The organism is Streptomyces platensis (assembly GCF_008704855.1).
GTDB classification, from domain to species: domain Bacteria; phylum Actinomycetota; class Actinomycetes; order Streptomycetales; family Streptomycetaceae; genus Streptomyces; species Streptomyces platensis.
On sequence record NZ_CP023691.1, the window covers coordinates 2809619 to 2826382 of the forward strand.

At 71.7% G+C, this 16764-nt stretch carries 17 protein-coding genes; 12 read left to right on the forward strand and 5 right to left on the reverse strand.

The annotated features are described in order from the left end of the window. Nucleotides 1–86 precede the first annotated feature (86 nt). The 4 genes from CP981_RS12295 to CP981_RS12310 all read left to right on the forward strand — a co-directional run bounded on the left by CP981_RS12295 (nucleotide 87) and on the right by CP981_RS12310 (nucleotide 4579). Nucleotides 87–968, forward strand: a complete 882-nt coding sequence (locus tag CP981_RS12295) for a DUF4429 domain-containing protein (protein WP_085926224.1) — start codon at nucleotides 87–89, stop codon at nucleotides 966–968. A 130-nt stretch (nucleotides 969–1098) separates the two neighbouring features. Continuing rightward, the gene (locus tag CP981_RS12300; protein WP_085926177.1) at nucleotides 1099–2493 is read left to right on the forward strand and encodes a sensor histidine kinase; all 1395 of its coding nucleotides are present in this window, start codon (nucleotides 1099–1101) and stop codon (nucleotides 2491–2493) included. Further along, nucleotides 2490–3170, forward strand: coding sequence for a response regulator (locus CP981_RS12305; protein WP_042154348.1), 681 nt, complete (start codon nucleotides 2490–2492; stop codon nucleotides 3168–3170). The genes CP981_RS12300 and CP981_RS12305 overlap by 4 nt, the downstream gene beginning before the upstream one ends. A gap of 158 nt (nucleotides 3171–3328) precedes the next feature. Next, the gene (locus CP981_RS12310) at nucleotides 3329–4579 is read left to right on the forward strand and encodes an acyltransferase family protein (RefSeq protein WP_244329634.1); all 1251 of its coding nucleotides are present in this window, start codon (nucleotides 3329–3331) and stop codon (nucleotides 4577–4579) included. Between the two features lie 66 nt (nucleotides 4580–4645). On the opposite strand, the gene CP981_RS12315 is transcribed toward CP981_RS12310, so the two are convergent. Together CP981_RS12315 and CP981_RS12320 are read right to left on the reverse strand one after the other, a co-directional pair. Further along, complete coding sequence (locus CP981_RS12315) at nucleotides 4646–5662, reverse strand: aldo/keto reductase (protein WP_085926176.1); 1017 nt, start codon at nucleotides 5660–5662, stop codon at nucleotides 4646–4648. A 6-nt stretch (nucleotides 5663–5668) separates the two neighbouring features. Further along, the gene (locus CP981_RS12320) at nucleotides 5669–6157 is read right to left on the reverse strand and encodes a MerR family transcriptional regulator (protein WP_107429549.1); all 489 of its coding nucleotides are present in this window, start codon (nucleotides 6155–6157) and stop codon (nucleotides 5669–5671) included. Nucleotides 6158–6304: 147 nt separating this feature from the next. Between CP981_RS12320 and CP981_RS12325 the strand changes: the two genes are divergently transcribed. After that, nucleotides 6305–7126, forward strand: coding sequence for a serine hydrolase domain-containing protein (locus CP981_RS12325; RefSeq protein WP_085926221.1), 822 nt, complete (start codon nucleotides 6305–6307; stop codon nucleotides 7124–7126). Nucleotides 7127–7174: 48 nt separating this feature from the next. On the opposite strand, the gene CP981_RS12330 is transcribed toward CP981_RS12325, so the two are convergent. Further along, nucleotides 7175–7846 (reverse strand): pirin family protein, encoded by a 672-nt coding sequence (locus tag CP981_RS12330; RefSeq protein WP_208852930.1) that lies wholly within the window; start codon nucleotides 7844–7846, stop codon nucleotides 7175–7177. A gap of 57 nt (nucleotides 7847–7903) precedes the next feature. Here CP981_RS12330 and CP981_RS12335 point away from each other — a divergent pair, with 57 nt between their 5' ends. The 5 genes from CP981_RS12335 (at nucleotide 7904) to fabF (ending at nucleotide 12874) form a co-directional block, all read left to right on the forward strand. Further along, a complete protein-coding gene (locus CP981_RS12335; protein WP_018088053.1) occupies nucleotides 7904–9088 on the forward strand; it encodes a PucR family transcriptional regulator in 1185 nt (394 codons plus the stop codon). Between the two features lie 89 nt (nucleotides 9089–9177). After that, a complete protein-coding gene (locus tag CP981_RS12340) occupies nucleotides 9178–10119 on the forward strand; it encodes an ACP S-malonyltransferase (protein ID WP_085926174.1) in 942 nt (313 codons plus the stop codon). 13 nt (nucleotides 10120–10132) lie between these two features. After that, complete coding sequence (locus CP981_RS12345; RefSeq protein WP_085926173.1) at nucleotides 10133–11179, forward strand: ketoacyl-ACP synthase III; 1047 nt, start codon at nucleotides 10133–10135, stop codon at nucleotides 11177–11179. 104 nt (nucleotides 11180–11283) lie between these two features. Further along, the gene (locus tag CP981_RS12350; protein ID WP_030991425.1) at nucleotides 11284–11532 is read left to right on the forward strand and encodes an acyl carrier protein; all 249 of its coding nucleotides are present in this window, start codon (nucleotides 11284–11286) and stop codon (nucleotides 11530–11532) included. Between the two features lie 76 nt (nucleotides 11533–11608). Continuing rightward, nucleotides 11609–12874 carry a beta-ketoacyl-ACP synthase II gene (gene fabF / locus CP981_RS12355; protein ID WP_085926172.1) on the forward strand — a complete coding sequence of 422 codons (1266 nt, stop codon included), beginning with the start codon at nucleotides 11609–11611 and terminating at the stop codon, nucleotides 12872–12874. Nucleotides 12875–12939: 65 nt separating this feature from the next. Here fabF and CP981_RS12360 read toward each other — a convergent pair whose 3' ends face one another. Next, the gene (locus CP981_RS12360) at nucleotides 12940–13830 is read right to left on the reverse strand and encodes an NAD(P)-dependent oxidoreductase (protein WP_085926171.1); all 891 of its coding nucleotides are present in this window, start codon (nucleotides 13828–13830) and stop codon (nucleotides 12940–12942) included. 69 nt (nucleotides 13831–13899) lie between these two features. After that, on the reverse strand, nucleotides 13900–14394 hold the full coding sequence (locus CP981_RS12365) for a DUF3145 domain-containing protein (RefSeq protein WP_085926170.1): 495 nt from the start codon (nucleotides 14392–14394) through the stop codon (nucleotides 13900–13902). Between the two features lie 322 nt (nucleotides 14395–14716). On the opposite strand from CP981_RS12365, the gene CP981_RS12370 reads away from it, so the two are divergent. Beyond that, nucleotides 14717–15631: an SGNH/GDSL hydrolase family protein gene (locus CP981_RS12370; protein WP_085926169.1), complete on the forward strand. Its 915-nt coding sequence runs from the start codon at nucleotides 14717–14719 to the stop codon at nucleotides 15629–15631. Nucleotides 15632–15681: 50 nt separating this feature from the next. Then, nucleotides 15682–16728 (forward strand): aldose epimerase family protein, encoded by a 1047-nt coding sequence (locus tag CP981_RS12375; RefSeq protein ID WP_085926168.1) that lies wholly within the window; start codon nucleotides 15682–15684, stop codon nucleotides 16726–16728. Nucleotides 16729–16764: the final 36 nt, after the last annotated feature.

Sequence of the window (16764 nt, forward strand, 5' to 3'; positions counted from 1 at the left end):
CGGAGTGATACGCGCCGCTTCGCCGGTGCCCCCCGACGCGTCAGGAAGGGGGACGAGTGGGTAACCGCCCGCATACGATGAGCCGCATGGGTGATGTGCTGGCCGGTTTTCATGCCGTCTGGGAGTTCGACACGGACTCCGTACTCATCCGCTTCGAACGGGGGATCCGCAGGCCGAAGCTGTTCCAGGCGCTCGGCGAGCGACGTATTCCGTACGAGGCGCTGAGTTCCGTCGAGGTGACCGGGGGCAGACGTGGCACGGTGGTGCTGCACGCCATGCCCCGGCACGGCGCCGATCCCCTGATGGAAGCGGCGAACGGGCAGCTCAAGGAGGACTCCGACCCCTATCGGCTGGTGCTGCCGGCCGACCGCGAGACGCTGGCCGAGTACTACGCCGACGAGCTGCGCACCGTGCTCGGCCCCGATGCGAAGGAGCCCGCCGACCGCCATCTGGTGGCCGCGCCGGAGCCCCCGCTGCACTTCAAGGCGTACGACGGCAAGGCGTCCTTCGACGGGCACGCGGTCGCCTTCCGGTGGTTCTGGACAGGTGCGTCCTCGGCCAAGTGGAAGTGCGGCGACCAGACGTTCCCCGTCGGCGAGTTGGCCGGGGTCGAATGGCGGTCGCCGGAGATCCTCAACGGCTATCTGCGCCTGTTGGAGCGCGGGGCCCGCGAGCCGGAAACGGGCGAGGCGGACCAGGATCCGGCCGCCGTGGTGTTCGGGCTGGGGTACGGCCCGGTGCACGAGTCGCTGCCGTTCGCGGCCTCGGTGCTCCAGGCCGTACGCGCCGCCGAGCAGGTGCAGGAGACACCGGAGGGCGCGCCGGTACGCCACCGGACCGGGGAGACGCGCCGCGATCCCGCGGACATCGCGGACCGGATACGGCACCTCGGCGAGCTGCACGGCGCCGGTCTGCTGACCGACGACGAGTTCAGCACGAAGAAGGCCGAACTGCTGGCGGAGCTGTAGGCATCTCGTCCGGATCAGCGCGCGAGCGCGGGCCGTTGACCAGGCACGGACTCATACCGTGGTACGGGGCGGAAGTCCGGCCCCTGGTATGACGCCGACGCCGTCGCGCTCCGCTTAGATGGAGGGCGCGATGACTGTACGAGCTTCCACCCCCGACCGTGGGCCGGCTCCGCGCCCTGGGCGTGAGCCGGCCCGGCAACGGGTGCTGCGCGCCGCACGGCAGGCGCTGCGCGTCCTGGCCGTGGAGCTCGGCACCCCGACCGAGCCCGGCACCCCGCTGCTGGGCAGCGTCCGGAGTCCCTGGCTGCGCCGCCTGCCCTATGTGGTCGCGTTCGGGTTCGCGGTGTCCCTGCTGCCGACCAGCATCAATGTCCTCGGCAACGACTACGGCCTGGAGGGCGGGCTGGTCGGTGCGCTCGCCACCGCGCAGACCGTGCCGTTGCTGCTCGCGGTGACCCGGCCGCTCCAGGCCTGGTGGGTGATCTTCGCGGCGGATGTGCTCGGTGCCGTGGCGCTGATCGGCGCCGACGGTGTCGCGGGCCGCGCCTGGCCCTGGCCGCCCATGGAGATCGTCGGCTATCTCGCCCTGATGCTGGCGCTGTCCCTGCGCGAGCGCCGGCGCACCCTGACCGCCGTCTGGCTGACGACCGGTGTGGCGGGCCTGCTCTCCCAGGTGTTCACCCCCGACCGCAGCAACAACACCTGGGTGCTCATGTTCGTCCTCACCGGTGTGGTGCTGATGATGGGCGCCACACTGCGCGAACGCGGCGATGCCCAGCGCAAGTTGATCGAGCAGGAGACCATCAGCGAAGCCGAGCGCGCCCGCCGGACGCTGCTGGAGGAGCGCACCCGGATCGCCCGTGAGCTGCACGATGTCGTCGCCCACCACATGTCGGTGATCACCGTCCAGGCGGCCAGCGCGCCGTACCGCATCAGCGGGCTGCCCGGGGAGGCCGAGGAGGAGTTCGGGGCGATCGCGGCGACCGCCCGGGAGTCGCTGGCGGAGATGCGCCGGCTGCTCGGGGTGCTGCGCAGCGAGGAGGCGGAGCAGCAGGGCGGTCCGGAGAAGACCCCGCAGCCCGGGATCGGGATGCTGGCAAAACTGGTCGAGGGGACCGTACGGGCGGGTGTGCCGGTCGAGTTGGCGCTGCCGGAGGAGCCGGTGGCGCTCGAACCGGCGGTGGATCTGTCGGCGTACCGCATCGTTCAGGAGGCGCTGGCCAATGTGGTGCGGCATGCCCCGGGGGCGCCGACCCGGGTGTCGGTGACCGTGGCCGCGGACGGCGCACGGCTGACCGTGCTGATCGTCAACTCCGCGCCGTCCGCGCCCTCCGCGCCCCTGGAGACCACCGGCACCGGCCATGGCCTCATCGGTATGCGGGAGCGGGTCCGGCTGGTGGACGGTTCGCTCGACACCGGGCCGCTGCCCGACGGCGGCTTCCGGGTCGCCGCCCGGCTCCCCCTCGCCCCGCCGCCTTCCCAGGCGTCTCCCCTCTCCACGACAAAGGATGCCCACTCCGTATGACCACGCGCGTGATCATCGTCGACGACCAGGCCATGGTGCGTGCGGGTTTCGCCGCGCTGCTCGCCGCGCAGAGCGACATCGATGTGGTGGGCGACGCCCCGGACGGGGTGCAGGGCGTGGCCCTGAGCCGCCGGACGCACCCCGATGTGGTGCTGATGGATGTGCGGATGCCGGAGATGGACGGGCTGGAGGCGGCCCGTCAGCTGCTCGCGCCGCCCGCCGGGGTCACCCACCGTCCGAAGGTGCTGATGCTGACCACGTTCGATGTCGACGACTATGTCTACGAGGCACTGCGCGCGGGCGCGTCCGGCTTTCTCCTCAAGGACGCGCCGCCGGCCGATCTGATCTCCGCGGTCCGGGTGGTGGCGGCCGGTGAGGCGCTGCTCGCACCGTCCGTGACCCGGCGGCTGATCGCCGATTTCGCCCGCTCGGGACCGGTCGCGCGAAAGGGCCGGCCCGCGCTGCGGCTGAACGGGCTCACCCCGCGCGAGACGGAGGTCCTGGAGCTGATCGCCCGCGGGCTGTCGAACCTGGAGATCGCCGATGCGCTGATCGTCGCCGAGCAGACCGTGAAGACCCATGTCAGCCGGGTGCTCGCCAAGTTGGACCTCCGGGACCGCGCACAGGCCGTGATCTTCGCGTATGAGTCGGGGCTGGTCTCGCCCGGGGAGCGGTAGCGCCCGCCGTCCCGCACGTCTCTCCTCCCTGAGGACGAGCGCGGACGGGGCCCCCTACCCCCGTAGCCCCCGGGAGTCGGCTCCGCGGTGTGACGCCGCGTCACCTCCCCTCTTCCTACGTTTCCCTCCGGACCGTCCACGGGAGAGGGAGACCCACCATGCTCTGGCTGCGCACCACTGCCCGGCGCCGCAGACGCCCGCTCTTCAGGGGCGCGTCCGCGGTGGCCGTGGCGGACCGTACGCCCGCGGACCGCGACCGAGCGCTGGACGGTCTGCGGGCGCTGGCACTGCTCGCCGTCCCCGTCGGCCACTGGCTGATCGGCGGCTTCACCCTGGACGGCGGGGGCGCGCTGCACAACGCCAGCCTGCTGACCGCCGTCGGCGGGCTCGCGCCCGCCAGTTGGGTCCTCCAGATGCTCGGGATCTTCTTCCTGGTGGGCGGGCACGCGTCGGTGCTGTCCTTGCGGCGCGCCGCCGGGCGGGGCGAGTCCACCCGGTCCTGGCTGGGCGGCCGGCTGGTGCGGCTGGGCCGTCCGGTGCTCGGGGTGACGGCCGTCTGGGCGATGCTGCTGCCCCTCCTGTACGGGCTGGGCGTGCCGGAGGCGACGCTGCGGACCGGGGCGACGCTGGTGATCCAGCCGCTGTGGTTCGTCGGCGTGTACGCGGTGATCACCGCGCTGACGCCGTGCTGTGTGCGCGCCGCCCGGTGGATGGGTGCCTGGGCCGCGGCCCCCCTGGCGGCGTCCGTGGCCGTCGTGGACTTCCTGCGCTACGGGCCGTACGCGGAGGCGATGCCGCCGTGGCTGAGCCTGCTCAACCTCCTGCCCGGCTGGATGTTCGCCTATCAGCTCGGCGTCTCCTGGGGCGAGCGGCGGCTCGGCCGCCGCGCCGCCTGGTCGCTGCTGCTCGGCGGCGCCGCGGTGTTCGCCGCGCTGCTGCTCTTCTTCCACTACCCGACGAGCATGGTCGGCGTCCCCGGGCAGCACCGGACGAACTCCCACCCGCCGTCGCTGCTGGTCCTGGCGCTGGCCGCGGCCCAGTCCGGCGCGGCGGTGCTGCTCCGGGACCGGCTCGCCCGGCTGCTGCGCCGGCCCGCTCTGTGGGCCCCGGTGGCGCTGGTCAACCTCTCGGCGCTGACGATCCTGTGCTGGCACCAGACGGCGATGCTCTCGCTGGCCGTACCGGCGTCCTTCCTGGGGCAGTTCCCCGGGCTGACGGCGTCACCCGACGGCCTCGGCTGGCTCCTGGCCCGGTTCGCCTGGCTGCCGGTGTTCGCCGCCGCGCTGCTGCTCATCGGCCGCACGACCCGCCGTTTCGAGGCGCCCTGGACCGGTGTCACCGGGGCCCGCCGGGCCGCCGCCGCCCTCCTGGCCGCCGGATTCGGAGCGTTCGCACTGGGGCTGGCGTAGCGCCCACCCGTTGGGGCGCGCGCCGCACCGCGAAGGGCGGGGCGCCGAGGCCCCGCCCCGCCCCCACTACTCCCGTCCCGCCGAAGTGAACGTCATGTCCGCATACCGCGCCCCCGCGACCTTCCCGGCGATCGGCTCCAGCTGCGCCAGGTCCTGCTCGGTCAGCCGGATCCGGGTCGCCGCGGTGTTCTCCTCGACCCGGCTGCGCTTACGGGTGCCGGGGATCGGGACGACGGCCAGCCCGCGGGCCGTGGCCTGCTGCTGAAGCCAGGCCAGCGCGATCTGGCCGGGCGTGGCGCCATGGGCCTCGGCGATGGCGCGGACCGGCTCCAGCAGCGCGGCGTTGGCGGCGGCGTTGTCGCCGGTGAAGCGGGGCTGCTGACGCCGGAAGTCGTCCGCGGCCAGCTCCTTGTCGGCCTGCACGAACGCACCGGTCAGAAAGCCCCGGCCGAGCGGTGAGTACGGCACGAGACCGACGCCGAGCTCGGCTGCCGCCGGCACCACACCGTTCTCGATGTCCCGGCTGAACAGCGACCACTCGGACTGGACCGCCGTGATCGGGTGCACGGCCTGCGCCGCACGCAGTTCGCCGCCGGTCACCTCGCTCAGCCCCAGGTACTTCACCTTGCCCTCGGCGACGAGCTCGGCCATGGCACCGACCGACTCCTCCAGCGGGACGTTCACCTCGCGCCGGTGCATGTAGTACAGGTCGATCTCGTCCACGCCCAGGCGCCGGAGGCTGCCCTCGACGGCCTGGCGGATGTAGGCCCGGTCGTTGCGTATGACGCGCTTGGCCGGGTCGTCCGGGTCAACGGACAGCGCGAACTTGGTGGCCAGCACGACCTCGTCGCGGTGGGCCCGGATGAACGGGGCGATGAACTTCTCGTTCTCCCCCATGCCGTACATGTCGGCGGTGTCGAAGAGCGTCACGCCCAGTTCCAGTGCGCGCTCCAGCGTGGCCCGCGCCTCGTCGGCGTCCGTCGGGCCGTAGGCGAAGCTCATGCCCATACAGCCGAGACCCTGCACCCCGACCCGCGGTCCGCCGTTGCCCAGCTCGACCGTCTCGATCTTCTCGTTCCCCATGGAGCCTCAGAACCTCTCGGACGCCCGCCGGGCGTCGGCATAGATTTCGATCTTGTAGTCGAGTACGTCCAGCGTGCTCTGGAGCTCGGCGACGCGCTGCCGTACGTCCTCGCGGTGCGCAGTCAGCAGCTGCTGCCGCTCGGGAAACGTGCGCTCACCGGCCCGCACCAGCTCGGCGTAGCGGACCATGTCGGCGACCGGCATACCGGTCAGCCGCAGCTTGGCCACCAGGTCCAGCCAGTCCAGATCGCGGTTGCTGAAGCGCCGCTGCCCGGTGTGGGTGCGGTCCACGTGCGGCATCAGGCCGATGCGCTCGTACCAGCGCAGGGTGTGCGCGCTGAGCCCGGTGTGCTCCGCCACCTCGCTGATCGTGTACTGGTCACGGCCGGTGGGCCGTGGATGCGCGTGCGCGATGCCGCAGTCGCGTACCGCCGTCGCCAGTCCCCCGGTCGCGGTCGCCTCGCTCACTGCCGGTTCGCTCTGCGTTACCGTCATGCCCCGTCTCCCCTACGTCGGACGTCGCCCGGCGATTTCGCCGGAAGCCTCTCGACGGCTTCAACGCTAGAGACTTCGAGTGCACTCCAGGCAAGCGCCGATCACGACCAGACTTGACCGGATTTTGGGAACGTTAGGCTCGTGGGCATGCAGAGCCTGCGGATGATCGAGAACTGGCCGGTGCCCACCGCTGCGGCCGCCGTCGTACGAGCCGATGGGTCGGTGGCCGGAGCGTACGGCCCCCTGGAGCAGCGTTTCCCGCTGGCGTCCGTGACCAAGCCGCTGGCCGCGTACGCCGCGCTGCTGGCCGTCGAGGAGGGCGCCGTCGAGCTGGACGAACCGGCCGGGCCCGAGGGGTCCACGGTCCGTCATCTGCTCGCCCACACCTCGGGGCTGGCCTTCGACGAGCAGCGCCCGATGGCCGCTCCCGGCACCCGCCGGGTCTACTCCAACGCCGGTTTCGAGGCGCTGGGCGACCACATAGCCAAGGCCACCGATATCCCCTTCGCGCAGTATCTGCACGAGGCGGTGCTCGCACCGCTCGGGATGACCGCGACGGAGCTGCCCGGCTCGCCCGCCAAGGACGGCATCTCCACGGTCGCCGACCTGATCCGGTTCGCGGCCGAGCTCCAGGCGCCCCGGCTGCTCGCCCCGCAGACGCTGGCGGCCGCGACGCAGGTCGTCTTCCCGGGCCTGGCGGGTGTGCTGCCGGGCTACGGGCACCAGAAGCCCAACGACTGGGGGCTGGGCTTCGAGATCCGGGACGGCAAGTCACCGCACTGGACGGGCGCGTCGTCCTCACCCCGTACGTTCGGGCACTTCGGACAGTCCGGGACGTTCCTGTGGGTGGACCCGGACGCCGGCGCGGCCTGTGTGGCGCTGGCCGACCGGGCCTTCGGGCCGTGGGCGATCGAGGCCTGGCCGCCGCTGACGGACGCGGTGCTCGCCGAACTGGCGGGGACCGCCTGACCCGGCCGGACGTGCCGCGCGGTACCGGTCACCCGGTACCGCGCCGGCTCACCCGTACACCGGCTCCGGCCCCATCTCCCACACCAGGCACTCCGCCGCCGCCAGCCCCCGCAGCTCCAGCCCCTCCCCGTCGGTGATCCGCGCCGCGTCGCCGGGCTCCAGGCGCGCGTCGCCCAGTTGTACGGCGCCGCGGACCACGTGCACATAGGCGCGCCGGGCATCCGGCACCGCGGTGCGCTCACCGTCGGCGAGGCGGCGCACATGCAGCAGGGCACCGGCCGACGGCACCGCGTACGGGGTGCCGTCGGCGATCCCGCGCACCACCTCGTACGACGGCTCCCCGCCGGTCTCCTGCGGGGTCAGCCACATCTGTACGAAGCACAGCGGGCCGGCGCCGTCGTTGCGCTCCACATGCCGGACGCCACCCGCCGAGCTGAGCCGCTGGAGATCACCGGGGCGAACGGTGGTCTGGTGGCCCGCCGAATCGCGGTGGGTCAGCTCTCCTTCGACCACCCAGGTCACGATCTCCGTGTCCCGGTGCGGGTGCTCGTCGAATCCCGCGCCCGCCGTCAGCCGCTCCTCATTGCAGGCGACCAGCGCGCCGAAACGCAGATTCTCCGGGTCGAAATGGGGCCCGAAAGAGAACGCGTGCCACGACACGATCCCGGCCTCCGCGTCCCCGCCCGGATACCGTTCATGGCCTCTCCGCACCTGAATCATGGGCCCACGGTAGCCCCGCCCCCTCACCTCCCCGCCCCGATAGTGCAGGCTTGTCCCGTGTCTGAACCCGCATCGCGCGACGCGCACCCGCACTCCGCGACCCTCCGGCGCCTGGAGAATTCGTCCGGCAAGCTGGCGGCCGCCGCCATCGCCCGCATGGACGCCACCCTGCCGTGGTACCGCGCGATGCCCCCGGAGAATCGTTCCTGGATCGGCCTGGTGGCGCAGGCCGGTATCGCCGCGTTCACCGAGTGGTTCCGGCATCCGGAGACCCCCCAGGCGATCAGCACCGATGTCTTCGGTACGGCGCCGCGCGAGCTGACCCGGGCGATCACGCTGCGGCAGACCGTGGAGATGGTCCGTACGACCATCGAGGTCATGGAGTCCGCGATCGACGAGGTCGCGGCCCCGGGCGATGAGTCCGTGCTGCGCGAGGCGCTGCTGGTCTACGCCCGGGAGATCGCCTTCGCCACCGCCCAGGTCTACGCCCAGGCGGCCGAGGCCCGTGGCGCGTGGGACGCCCGGCTGGAGTCCCTCGTGGTCAACGCGGTGCTCTCGGGGGAGGCCGACGAGGGCGCGGTCTCCCGTGCGGCGGCGCTGGGCTGGAACTCCCCCGAGCATGTGTGTGTGGTGCTGGGCACCGCGCCCGACGGGGACAGCGAACTGACCGTGGAGGCGATCCGGCGGGCCGCCCGGCACGCCAAGCTCCAGGTCCTGACCGGTGTGCTGGGCTCCCGTCTGGTGGTGATCGCGGGCGGCTCGGACAATCCGCTGAAGGCCGCGAAGGCACTGATCGGCCCGTATGCCGCCGGGCCCGTGGTGGCCGGCCCGGTGGTCTCCGATCTGCTGGCCGCGACCCGCTCGGCGCAGGCCGCCGCCGCCGGACTGCGGGCCTGTGCCGCCTGGCCGGACGCCCCGCGGCCGGTGCTCGCGGACGATCTGCTGCCGGAGCGCGCGATGGCCTCGGACCCGGTCGCGCGCGAGCAGTTGGTGGAGGAGATCTACAGACCGCTGGAGGAAGCCGGGTCGGCGCTGCTGGAGACGCTGAGCGTCTATCTGGAGCAGGCGAGCAGTCTGGAGGGGGCCGCCAGGATGCTGTTCGTGCACCCCAACACCGTGCGCTATCGGCTGCGACGTGTGACCGACGTCACCGGCTGGTCACCCTCCGATGTGCGCTCGGCGTTCACCCTCCGTATCGCATTGATTCTGGGGCGTCTGGCTGACGGTGAGGCCCAACCCTAGACTTTTGTCGGACACCAACAATTCCCCCGATGGTTCTTCGTCCTTGTCCCCACGGGCGGGCGGAACCACCCACAAGAGAGAGTGTGAGGGTGCTCGTACTCGTCGCTCCCGGCCAAGGCGCTCAGACGCCCGGCTTCCTGACTCCCTGGCTCGACCTCCCCGGTGTCGAGGACCGGCTCCGCGCCTGGTCGGCCGCCATTGACCTGGACCTGGTCCACTACGGCACGAAGGCGGACGAGGAGGAGATCCGCGACACCGCGGTGGCGCAGCCGCTGCTGGTGGCCTCCGCCCTGCTCTCCGCCCGTCAGCTGTTCGCCACGGCCGACGACATCGCCACGCGGACCGGCGCGGTGGCCGGCCACAGCGTCGGTGAGCTGGCCGCCGCCGCGCTGGCCGGCACGCTGTCCGACGAGGACGCGATGCAGCTGGTGCGCCGGCGCGGCCAGGCGATGGCCGAGGCCGCCGCCGTCACCGAGACCGGTATGGCCGCGCTGCTCGGCGGCGACGAGGCCGTGGTCATCCCGCATCTGGAGCAGCTGGGCCTGACGCCGGCGAATGTGAACGGCGCCGGCCAGATCGTCGCCGCGGGCACCGCCGAGCAGATCGCCGCGCTGGTCGAGAACAAGCCGGAAGGCACTCGCCGGGTCGTACCGCTGAAGGTGGCCGGCGCGTTCCATACTCACCACATGGCACCCGCCGTCTCGGCCCTGGAATCCGCGACCACCCAGCTGTCGGTCGCCGATCCGCACACCCGCTACGTCTCCAACAAGGACGGCGCGCTGGTCTCCTCCGGCCAGGAACTGGTGCAGCGGCTGGTGGGCCAGGTGGCCAACCCCGTGCGCTGGGACCTGTGCATGGAGACCTTCAAGGAGCTCGGGGTCACCACGCTCATCGAGGCGGCCCCCGGCGGCACGCTCACCGGCCTGGCCAAGCGCGCCCTGCCCGGCGTGCGGACCCTCGCCCTCAAGACGCCCGACGACCTCGACGCGGCCCGCACGCTGATCGCCGAGCAATCCGCCCCGGCCGAATAGGAGTCCGCAGCGCATGACCTCGAAGATCAAGCCCTCGAAGGGCGCCCCGTACGCGCGGATCATGGGCGTCGGCGGCTACCGCCCGACGCGTGTCGTGCCGAACGAAGAGATCCTCCAGCACATCGACTCGTCCGACGAGTGGATCCGCTCGCGGTCCGGTATCGCGACCCGCCACTGGGCGGGCCCCGAGGAGACCGTGGCGACCATGTCGGTCGAGGCGTCCGGCAAGGCCATCGCCGACGCCGGGATCACGCCCGAGCAGATCGGCGCCGTGATCGTCTCCACCGTGTCGCACTTCAAGCAGACCCCGGCGATCGCGACCGAGATCGCGCACCGTATCGGTGCCGGCAAGCCGGCCGCGTTCGACATCTCGGCGGGCTGTGCGGGCTTCGGCTACGGACTGACCCTGGCCAAGGGCCTGGTGACCGAGGGCTCGGCGGAGTATGTGCTGGTCCTCGGCGTGGAGCGGCTCTCGGACCTGACCGACCTGGAGGACCGCGCGACGGCCTTCCTCTTCGGTGACGGCGCCGGCGCGGTGATCGTCGGCCCGGCCAACGAGCCCGAGATCGGCCCGACGGTCTGGGGCTCGGAGGGCGACAAGGCCGAGACCATCAAGCAGACCCTCGGCTGGGACGTCTACCGCACCACCCCGGTCCCCGGAGGAGACGCGCCCGAGGGCCGCCCCGCTCCGGAGGAGGTCCGCTACCCCGCCATCACCCAGGAGGGCCAGGCGGTCTTCCGGTGGGCGGTGTTCGAGATGGCGAAGGTCGCCCAGCAGGCGCTGGACGCGGCCGGAGTCAGCCCGGACGACCTGGACGTCTTCATTCCGCACCAGGCCAACATGCGGATCATCGACTCGATGGTGAAGACTCTGAAGCTGCCGGAGAGCGTGACGGTCGCCCGCGATGTGGAGACCACCGGCAACACCTCGGCCGCCTCCATTCCGCTCGCCATGGAGCGGCTGTTGGCGACCGGACAGGCCAAGAGCGGCGACACCGCGCTGGTCATCGGCTTCGGGGCGGGTCTCGTCTACGCCGCGACGGTGGTTACCCTCCCCTAGGCAAGATCTGCGCAGCCCCGTACGTCCTCGGACGTGTCGGACGCCGAACGGATCTTCACCGCAAGTACGCAGTTTCCCTTTAAAATGACCGAAGGAGCGCCATCATGGCCGCCACTCAGGAAGAGATCGTCGCCGGTCTCGCCGAGATCGTGAACGAGATCGCCGGGATCCCCACCGAGGACGTCCAGGTGGACAAGTCCTTCACCGACGACCTGGACGTTGACTCGCTGTCCATGGTCGAGGTCGTCGTCGCCGCCGAAGAGCGCTTCGACGTGAAGATCCCGGACGACGACGTCAAGAACCTCAAGACGGTCGGCGACGCGACCGAGTACATCCTCAAGCACCAGAGCTGATCCAGCTCTGCGCATGTCGCCACCCCGCGGTGGCGCCGTCGATTCCAACCCCTCTACCCGTGGAGTAAGAATTCCCGTGAATGCGACCAATCGCACCGTGGTCGTCACCGGTATCGGCGCAACCACACCGCTGGGTGGCGACACCGCTTCGACCTGGGAGGCCCTGCTCGCCGGACGCTCCGGCGTCAGCACCCTCGAACAGGACTGGGCCGCCGATCTGCCGGTGCGTATCGCCGGGCAGATCGCCGTGGAGCCCACCGAGATCATTCCGCGTCCGCAGGCCCGCAAGCTGGACCGCTCGGCGCAGTTCGCGCTCGTCGCGGCCCAGGAGGCCTGGAAGGACGCGGGCTTCAGCGCCAAGGCGGGCGAGGACACCTCGGTCAACCCCGACCGTCTGGGCGCCGTCATCGCCTCCGGTATCGGCGGTGTGACGACCCTGCTCGACCAGTACGACGTGCTCAAGGAGAAGGGCGTACGCCGCGTCTCCCCGCACACCGTGCCGATGCTGATGCCGAACTCGCCGTCCGCGAACGTCGGTATCGAGTTCAACGCCCGCGCCGGGGTGCACACGCCGGTCTCGGCGTGCGCGTCGGGCGCCGAGGCCATCGGCTACGCGATCGAGATGATCCGCTCCGGCCGCGCCGACGTCGTCGTCGCGGGTGGCACGGAGGCCGCCATCCACCCGCTGCCGATCGTCGCGTTCGGCAACATGATGGCGATGTCCAAGAACAACGACGACCCGCAGGGCGCCTCCCGCCCCTGGGACGTCGACCGCAACGGCTTCGTGCTCGGCGAGGGCGCGGGCGTGATCATCCTGGAGTCCGAGGAGCACGCCAAGGCCCGCGGCGCCAAGATCTACGCGGAGGCCGTCGGCCAGGGCATCTCGGCCGACGCGCACCACATCACGCAGCCCGAGCCGTCCGGCAACGGCATCGCGGCGGCGCTGCAGAACCTGATCGACAACACCGGTCTCAACCCGGCGGAGATCGTGCACGTGAACGCGCACGCGACGTCGACCCCGGCCGGTGACGTCGGTGAGCTCCGGGCGCTGCGCAAGGCGTTCGGTGACGACGTCGACCACATGGCCATCACCAGCACCAAGTCGATGACCGGTCACCTCCTGGGTGGCGCGGGCGGTATCGAGACGGTGGCCACGGTCCTCGCGCTCAAGAACCGCATCGCCCCGCCGACGATCAACATCGACCAGCTCGACCCGGAGGCCGACGCCGACATCGTCCGCGGCGAGCCCCGGCAGCTGCCGGCCGAGGGCACGATCGCGGCCCTGAACGACTCGTTCGGCTTCGGCGGCCACAACGTGGTGCTGGCCTTCCGTTCGGTCTGAGGCACGCTCAGCGCACCCTGAGGGCCCGCCCGGTGGACATCCACCGGGCGGGCCCTCTGCCCGTTTCAGCCGTCGAAGCTGGCGAAGTACGCCGCCGCGGCGTCCTTGTGGCCATGGCCCTGTTCCTCGGCCCGGCGCAGGCGTTCCGCGTCCGCCGCCACCAGATCCATCCGTACCCCGGCCTCACCGGCGGCCTCCGTGATGAGCCGGGCGTCCTTGCGGGCCGCGGACACGGTGAAGCTCGCAGGGTAGTTATCGGCCAGGATCAGCTCGGATTTCAGCCGCAGATAGGGCAGGTCGAGTGCTCCGCCGGCGACCGCGGCGAGGAAGTCGCGCGGGTCCACCCCGAGCCCCTCGGCGAGCGCCAGCGCCTCGCCGGTGCCGTTGACGACCGTCAGCACCCAGCTGTTGATGACCAGCTTGAGGCGGCTGGCGGCCCCGCTCGCACCGTCCTCGCCGACCCACCGGGTGGTGCTCCCGACGATGTCGAAGACCCGCGCGGCGCGCTCCCGTACGTCCTGCGGGCCGGCCGCCAGGACCGTCAACCCGCCTTTCTCCGCGTTCACCTTGGTGCCCAGTACGGGAGCGTCGACGAAGCGCAGGCGGTGCTCGTCGGCGAACCGGGCGAGCGGGGCGAGCCCGTCGGTGCCGACCGTGCTCATCTGGAGAAACAGCGCGCCGGGCGACAGCGCGCCGGCGGCCTGCCGCAGTGCGTCGAGGACGGCCGCCCCGTCGAGCAGCATCGTGAGGACCACGTCGGCGCCGTCCACCGCCTCGGCGGGGCTGCCGGTGACCCGGACACCGTCGGCGGCCAGCGGCTCGGCCCTGGCGCGCGTCCGGTTCCAGGCGCGGACGTCCAGACCGGCCGCGGCGAGGTTGCGGGCCATCGCCGCGCCCATGATTCCGGTGCCGAGCACCGCTACGGAAAGAGTGTCGGATGACGTGTTGTCGGCCATGAGCGCACGCTAGGACGTGGAGCGCGCTCGAAGGCAACCGCCGCCGCGTGTCGCTAGCGTGCCGGTGTGTCAGACGACCTGGTGGAGCCAGCGGACCGGGGCGCCCTCGCCCGCGTACCGGAAGGGCTCCAGTTCGTCGTCCCAGGGTTTGCCGAGGAGCTTGGCGACCTCAGCGGCCAGCTCGGTCTCACCGGTCGCCGAGCGGGCGACCGCGGCGCGCAGCCGGTCCTCGGGGATGAGGATGTCGCCGTGGATGCCCGTGACGGCGTGAAAGATCCCCAGATCGGGGGTGGAGCTGTAGCGCTCGCCCTCCGCGGTGGAGCAGGGTTCCGCGGTCACCTCGAAGCGCAGCAGATGCCAGCCGCGCAGCGCGGAGGCCAGCTTGGAGGCCGTGCCGGCCTCGCCCTGCCAGGAGAACTCGGCTCTCCAGGTGCCCGGGGACGCCGGCTGGCGGATCCAGTCGAGGTTGACGCGCACACCGAGGACGCCCGCGACGGCCCATTCGACGTGCGGGCACAGCGCGCGCGGAGCGGAGTGGACGTACAGAACTCCACGTGTCGTCACCGGGACCTCCAGTGCGGTTCGAGGTTCGCCTTCCCCAGCGGCCTCGTGCCCGTTCCGGTTGCGGCCGGGACAGTTGCCATTCTGCCCCAGTGACCACTTCGGCACCAGCATGCTGGTGACCTACAGTAAACACCATTAGGCGGAATTTGCCGCAAAAGGGACAGGAAATGACGTGATGTAATTTGTCTGTGCCGACTGCACTTGCCACTTTGGGTCACCGCCCGGCAAGCACGGGGCAAAGCTATCGCGCGGTGCCGGTCGAGGGGGTGACGTACCGTCGGTACCCGAAGAGATATCACTCGCACGCCGGAGGGGACAGGGGATGACGCGGATCGATCGGCCTGTTCGCCCCCGGCGCATCCGCTTCGGACTCCGCTTCTCACGCACCGTCGCCATCGGTTCCGCACTGGTGATCGCCCTCACCGCCTGTAGTGGTGACGGCTCCGCTCCGCAGTCCGGCGCCGCGGGCAAGCGGAAGGCCGCCAAGGCGCCCGTGTGGCGCACCAACCCCCGCTCGATCGCCGCCCTCGGCGACTCCATCACCGTCGGCTTCGACGCCTGCACCGTCCTCTCCGACTGCCCGCAGGTCTCCTGGGCCACCGGCACCGACCCCAAGGTCGACAGCCTCGCCCGACGACTGGTCAAACGCCCCGCCACACACAGCTGGAACCTCGCCCGGACCGGTGCGCTGATGAGGGATCTGCCGGACCAGATCACCGCGGCCGCCGACCGGAAGCCCGAGCTGGTCACGGTCCTGATCGGCGCCAACGACGCCTGCCGGCGCGACGTGGGCTCGATGACCCCGGCGGGTGCCTTCCGCGCCGACTTCGCGCGGTCCATGAAGTACCTGCGGCGCAAGCTGCCGCACACCCAGGTGTACGTCGCGGCGGTGCCGGATCTGCTGCGGCTGTGGTCGGAAGGGCGCAAGAACCCGCTCGGCAAGCAGGTGTGGAAGCTCGGCATCTGCGGGTCGATGCTGCGCGATCCGGACGATCTGACCAAGGCGGCGCACGACCGGCGGGCGGAGGTCCGGGACCGGGTGATGGCGTACAACACGGCGCTGGCGGAGGTGTGCGGCACCGACCCGCTGTGCCGGTTCGACAAGTCGGTCTTCGACTACCGCTTCACGGGGCGGCAGTTGAGCACCTGGGACTGGTTCCACCCCGGCACCGGCGGCCAGAAGGAGCTGGCGGAGCTGGCGTTCCGCACGGTCACCCGGCCCGGCCGCAGCAGCTGAGCGCGCTCTCCCGGCGCCGCCCGGTGGCCGGCGGGCATAGGGTCGCTGCCATGAAGACGCAGGTCAGCAGGGAAGCCTTCGGCGTGCTGGAGGACGGTACGCCCGTCGACCGCTGGACCCTGGAGTCGGGGCCCGGCGGGGTGCGGGTCCGGGTCCTGACCTACGGCGGAATCATCCAAACGGTGGACGCCCCGGACCGGAACGGGGCGCGGGGGCAGCTGGCGCTGGGCTTCGCCGACCTCGCCTCGTACGTCGCGCACGGCGGGTCGCACTTCGGCGCGCTGGTCGGACGGTATGCGAACCGGATCGCCAGGGCCTCGTTCCGACTCGACGGCCGGACCTGGGAACTGACGCCGAACAACGGGCCCCACAGCCTGCACGGCGGGCCGCGGAACTTCTCCCGGGTGGTGTGGGACGCCCGGCCCGTCGACGGCGGGGTGCGGCTGCACCGGGTCTCCCCGGACGGCGAGGAGGGCTTCCCGGGCGCCCTGGACGTCAGCGTGACCTACACCCTCTCCCCCGGTGGCGCACTGCGCATCGTTTCGTCCGCGCGGACCGCCGCGCCGACCGTCGTCAGCCTCACCAACCACACGTACCTCAATCTGGGTGGGGACGGCAGCGGCAGCGCCGGCGGGCACGAGCTGCGGCTGGCGGCTTCCCGGTACACACCGTGCGACGCCGGCGGCATTCCGCTGCCCGGCGCACCCGCCGAAGTCGCCGGCACCCGCTTCGACTTCCGGACGGCGCGCGCGGTGGGCGGTGCCTTCGACCACAACTTCGCGCTGGACGGCGGGGTGTGCCACACACCGCGCACCGTGGCGGAGTTGTACGACCCGCGCTCCGGCCGGGCCCTGACGCTGGCCACCACCGAGCCCGGCCTCCAGCTCTACACCGCCGGTCATCTCGACGGCACCCTGACCGGCACGTCGGGCGTCCCCTACGGTCCGGCGGCCGGACTGGCCCTGGAAACCCAGCACTTCCCGGACTCCCCGAACCGCCCGGACTACCCCAGCACGGTGCTGCGGCCCGGCGAGACCTATCGCTCGGAGACCGTCTACGGCTTCTCGGTGCGGCCGCGGACTGCGGGAAACCCTTAAGGGCACGGCCCCGCGAAGGTCATCCTGTGCGGCGAC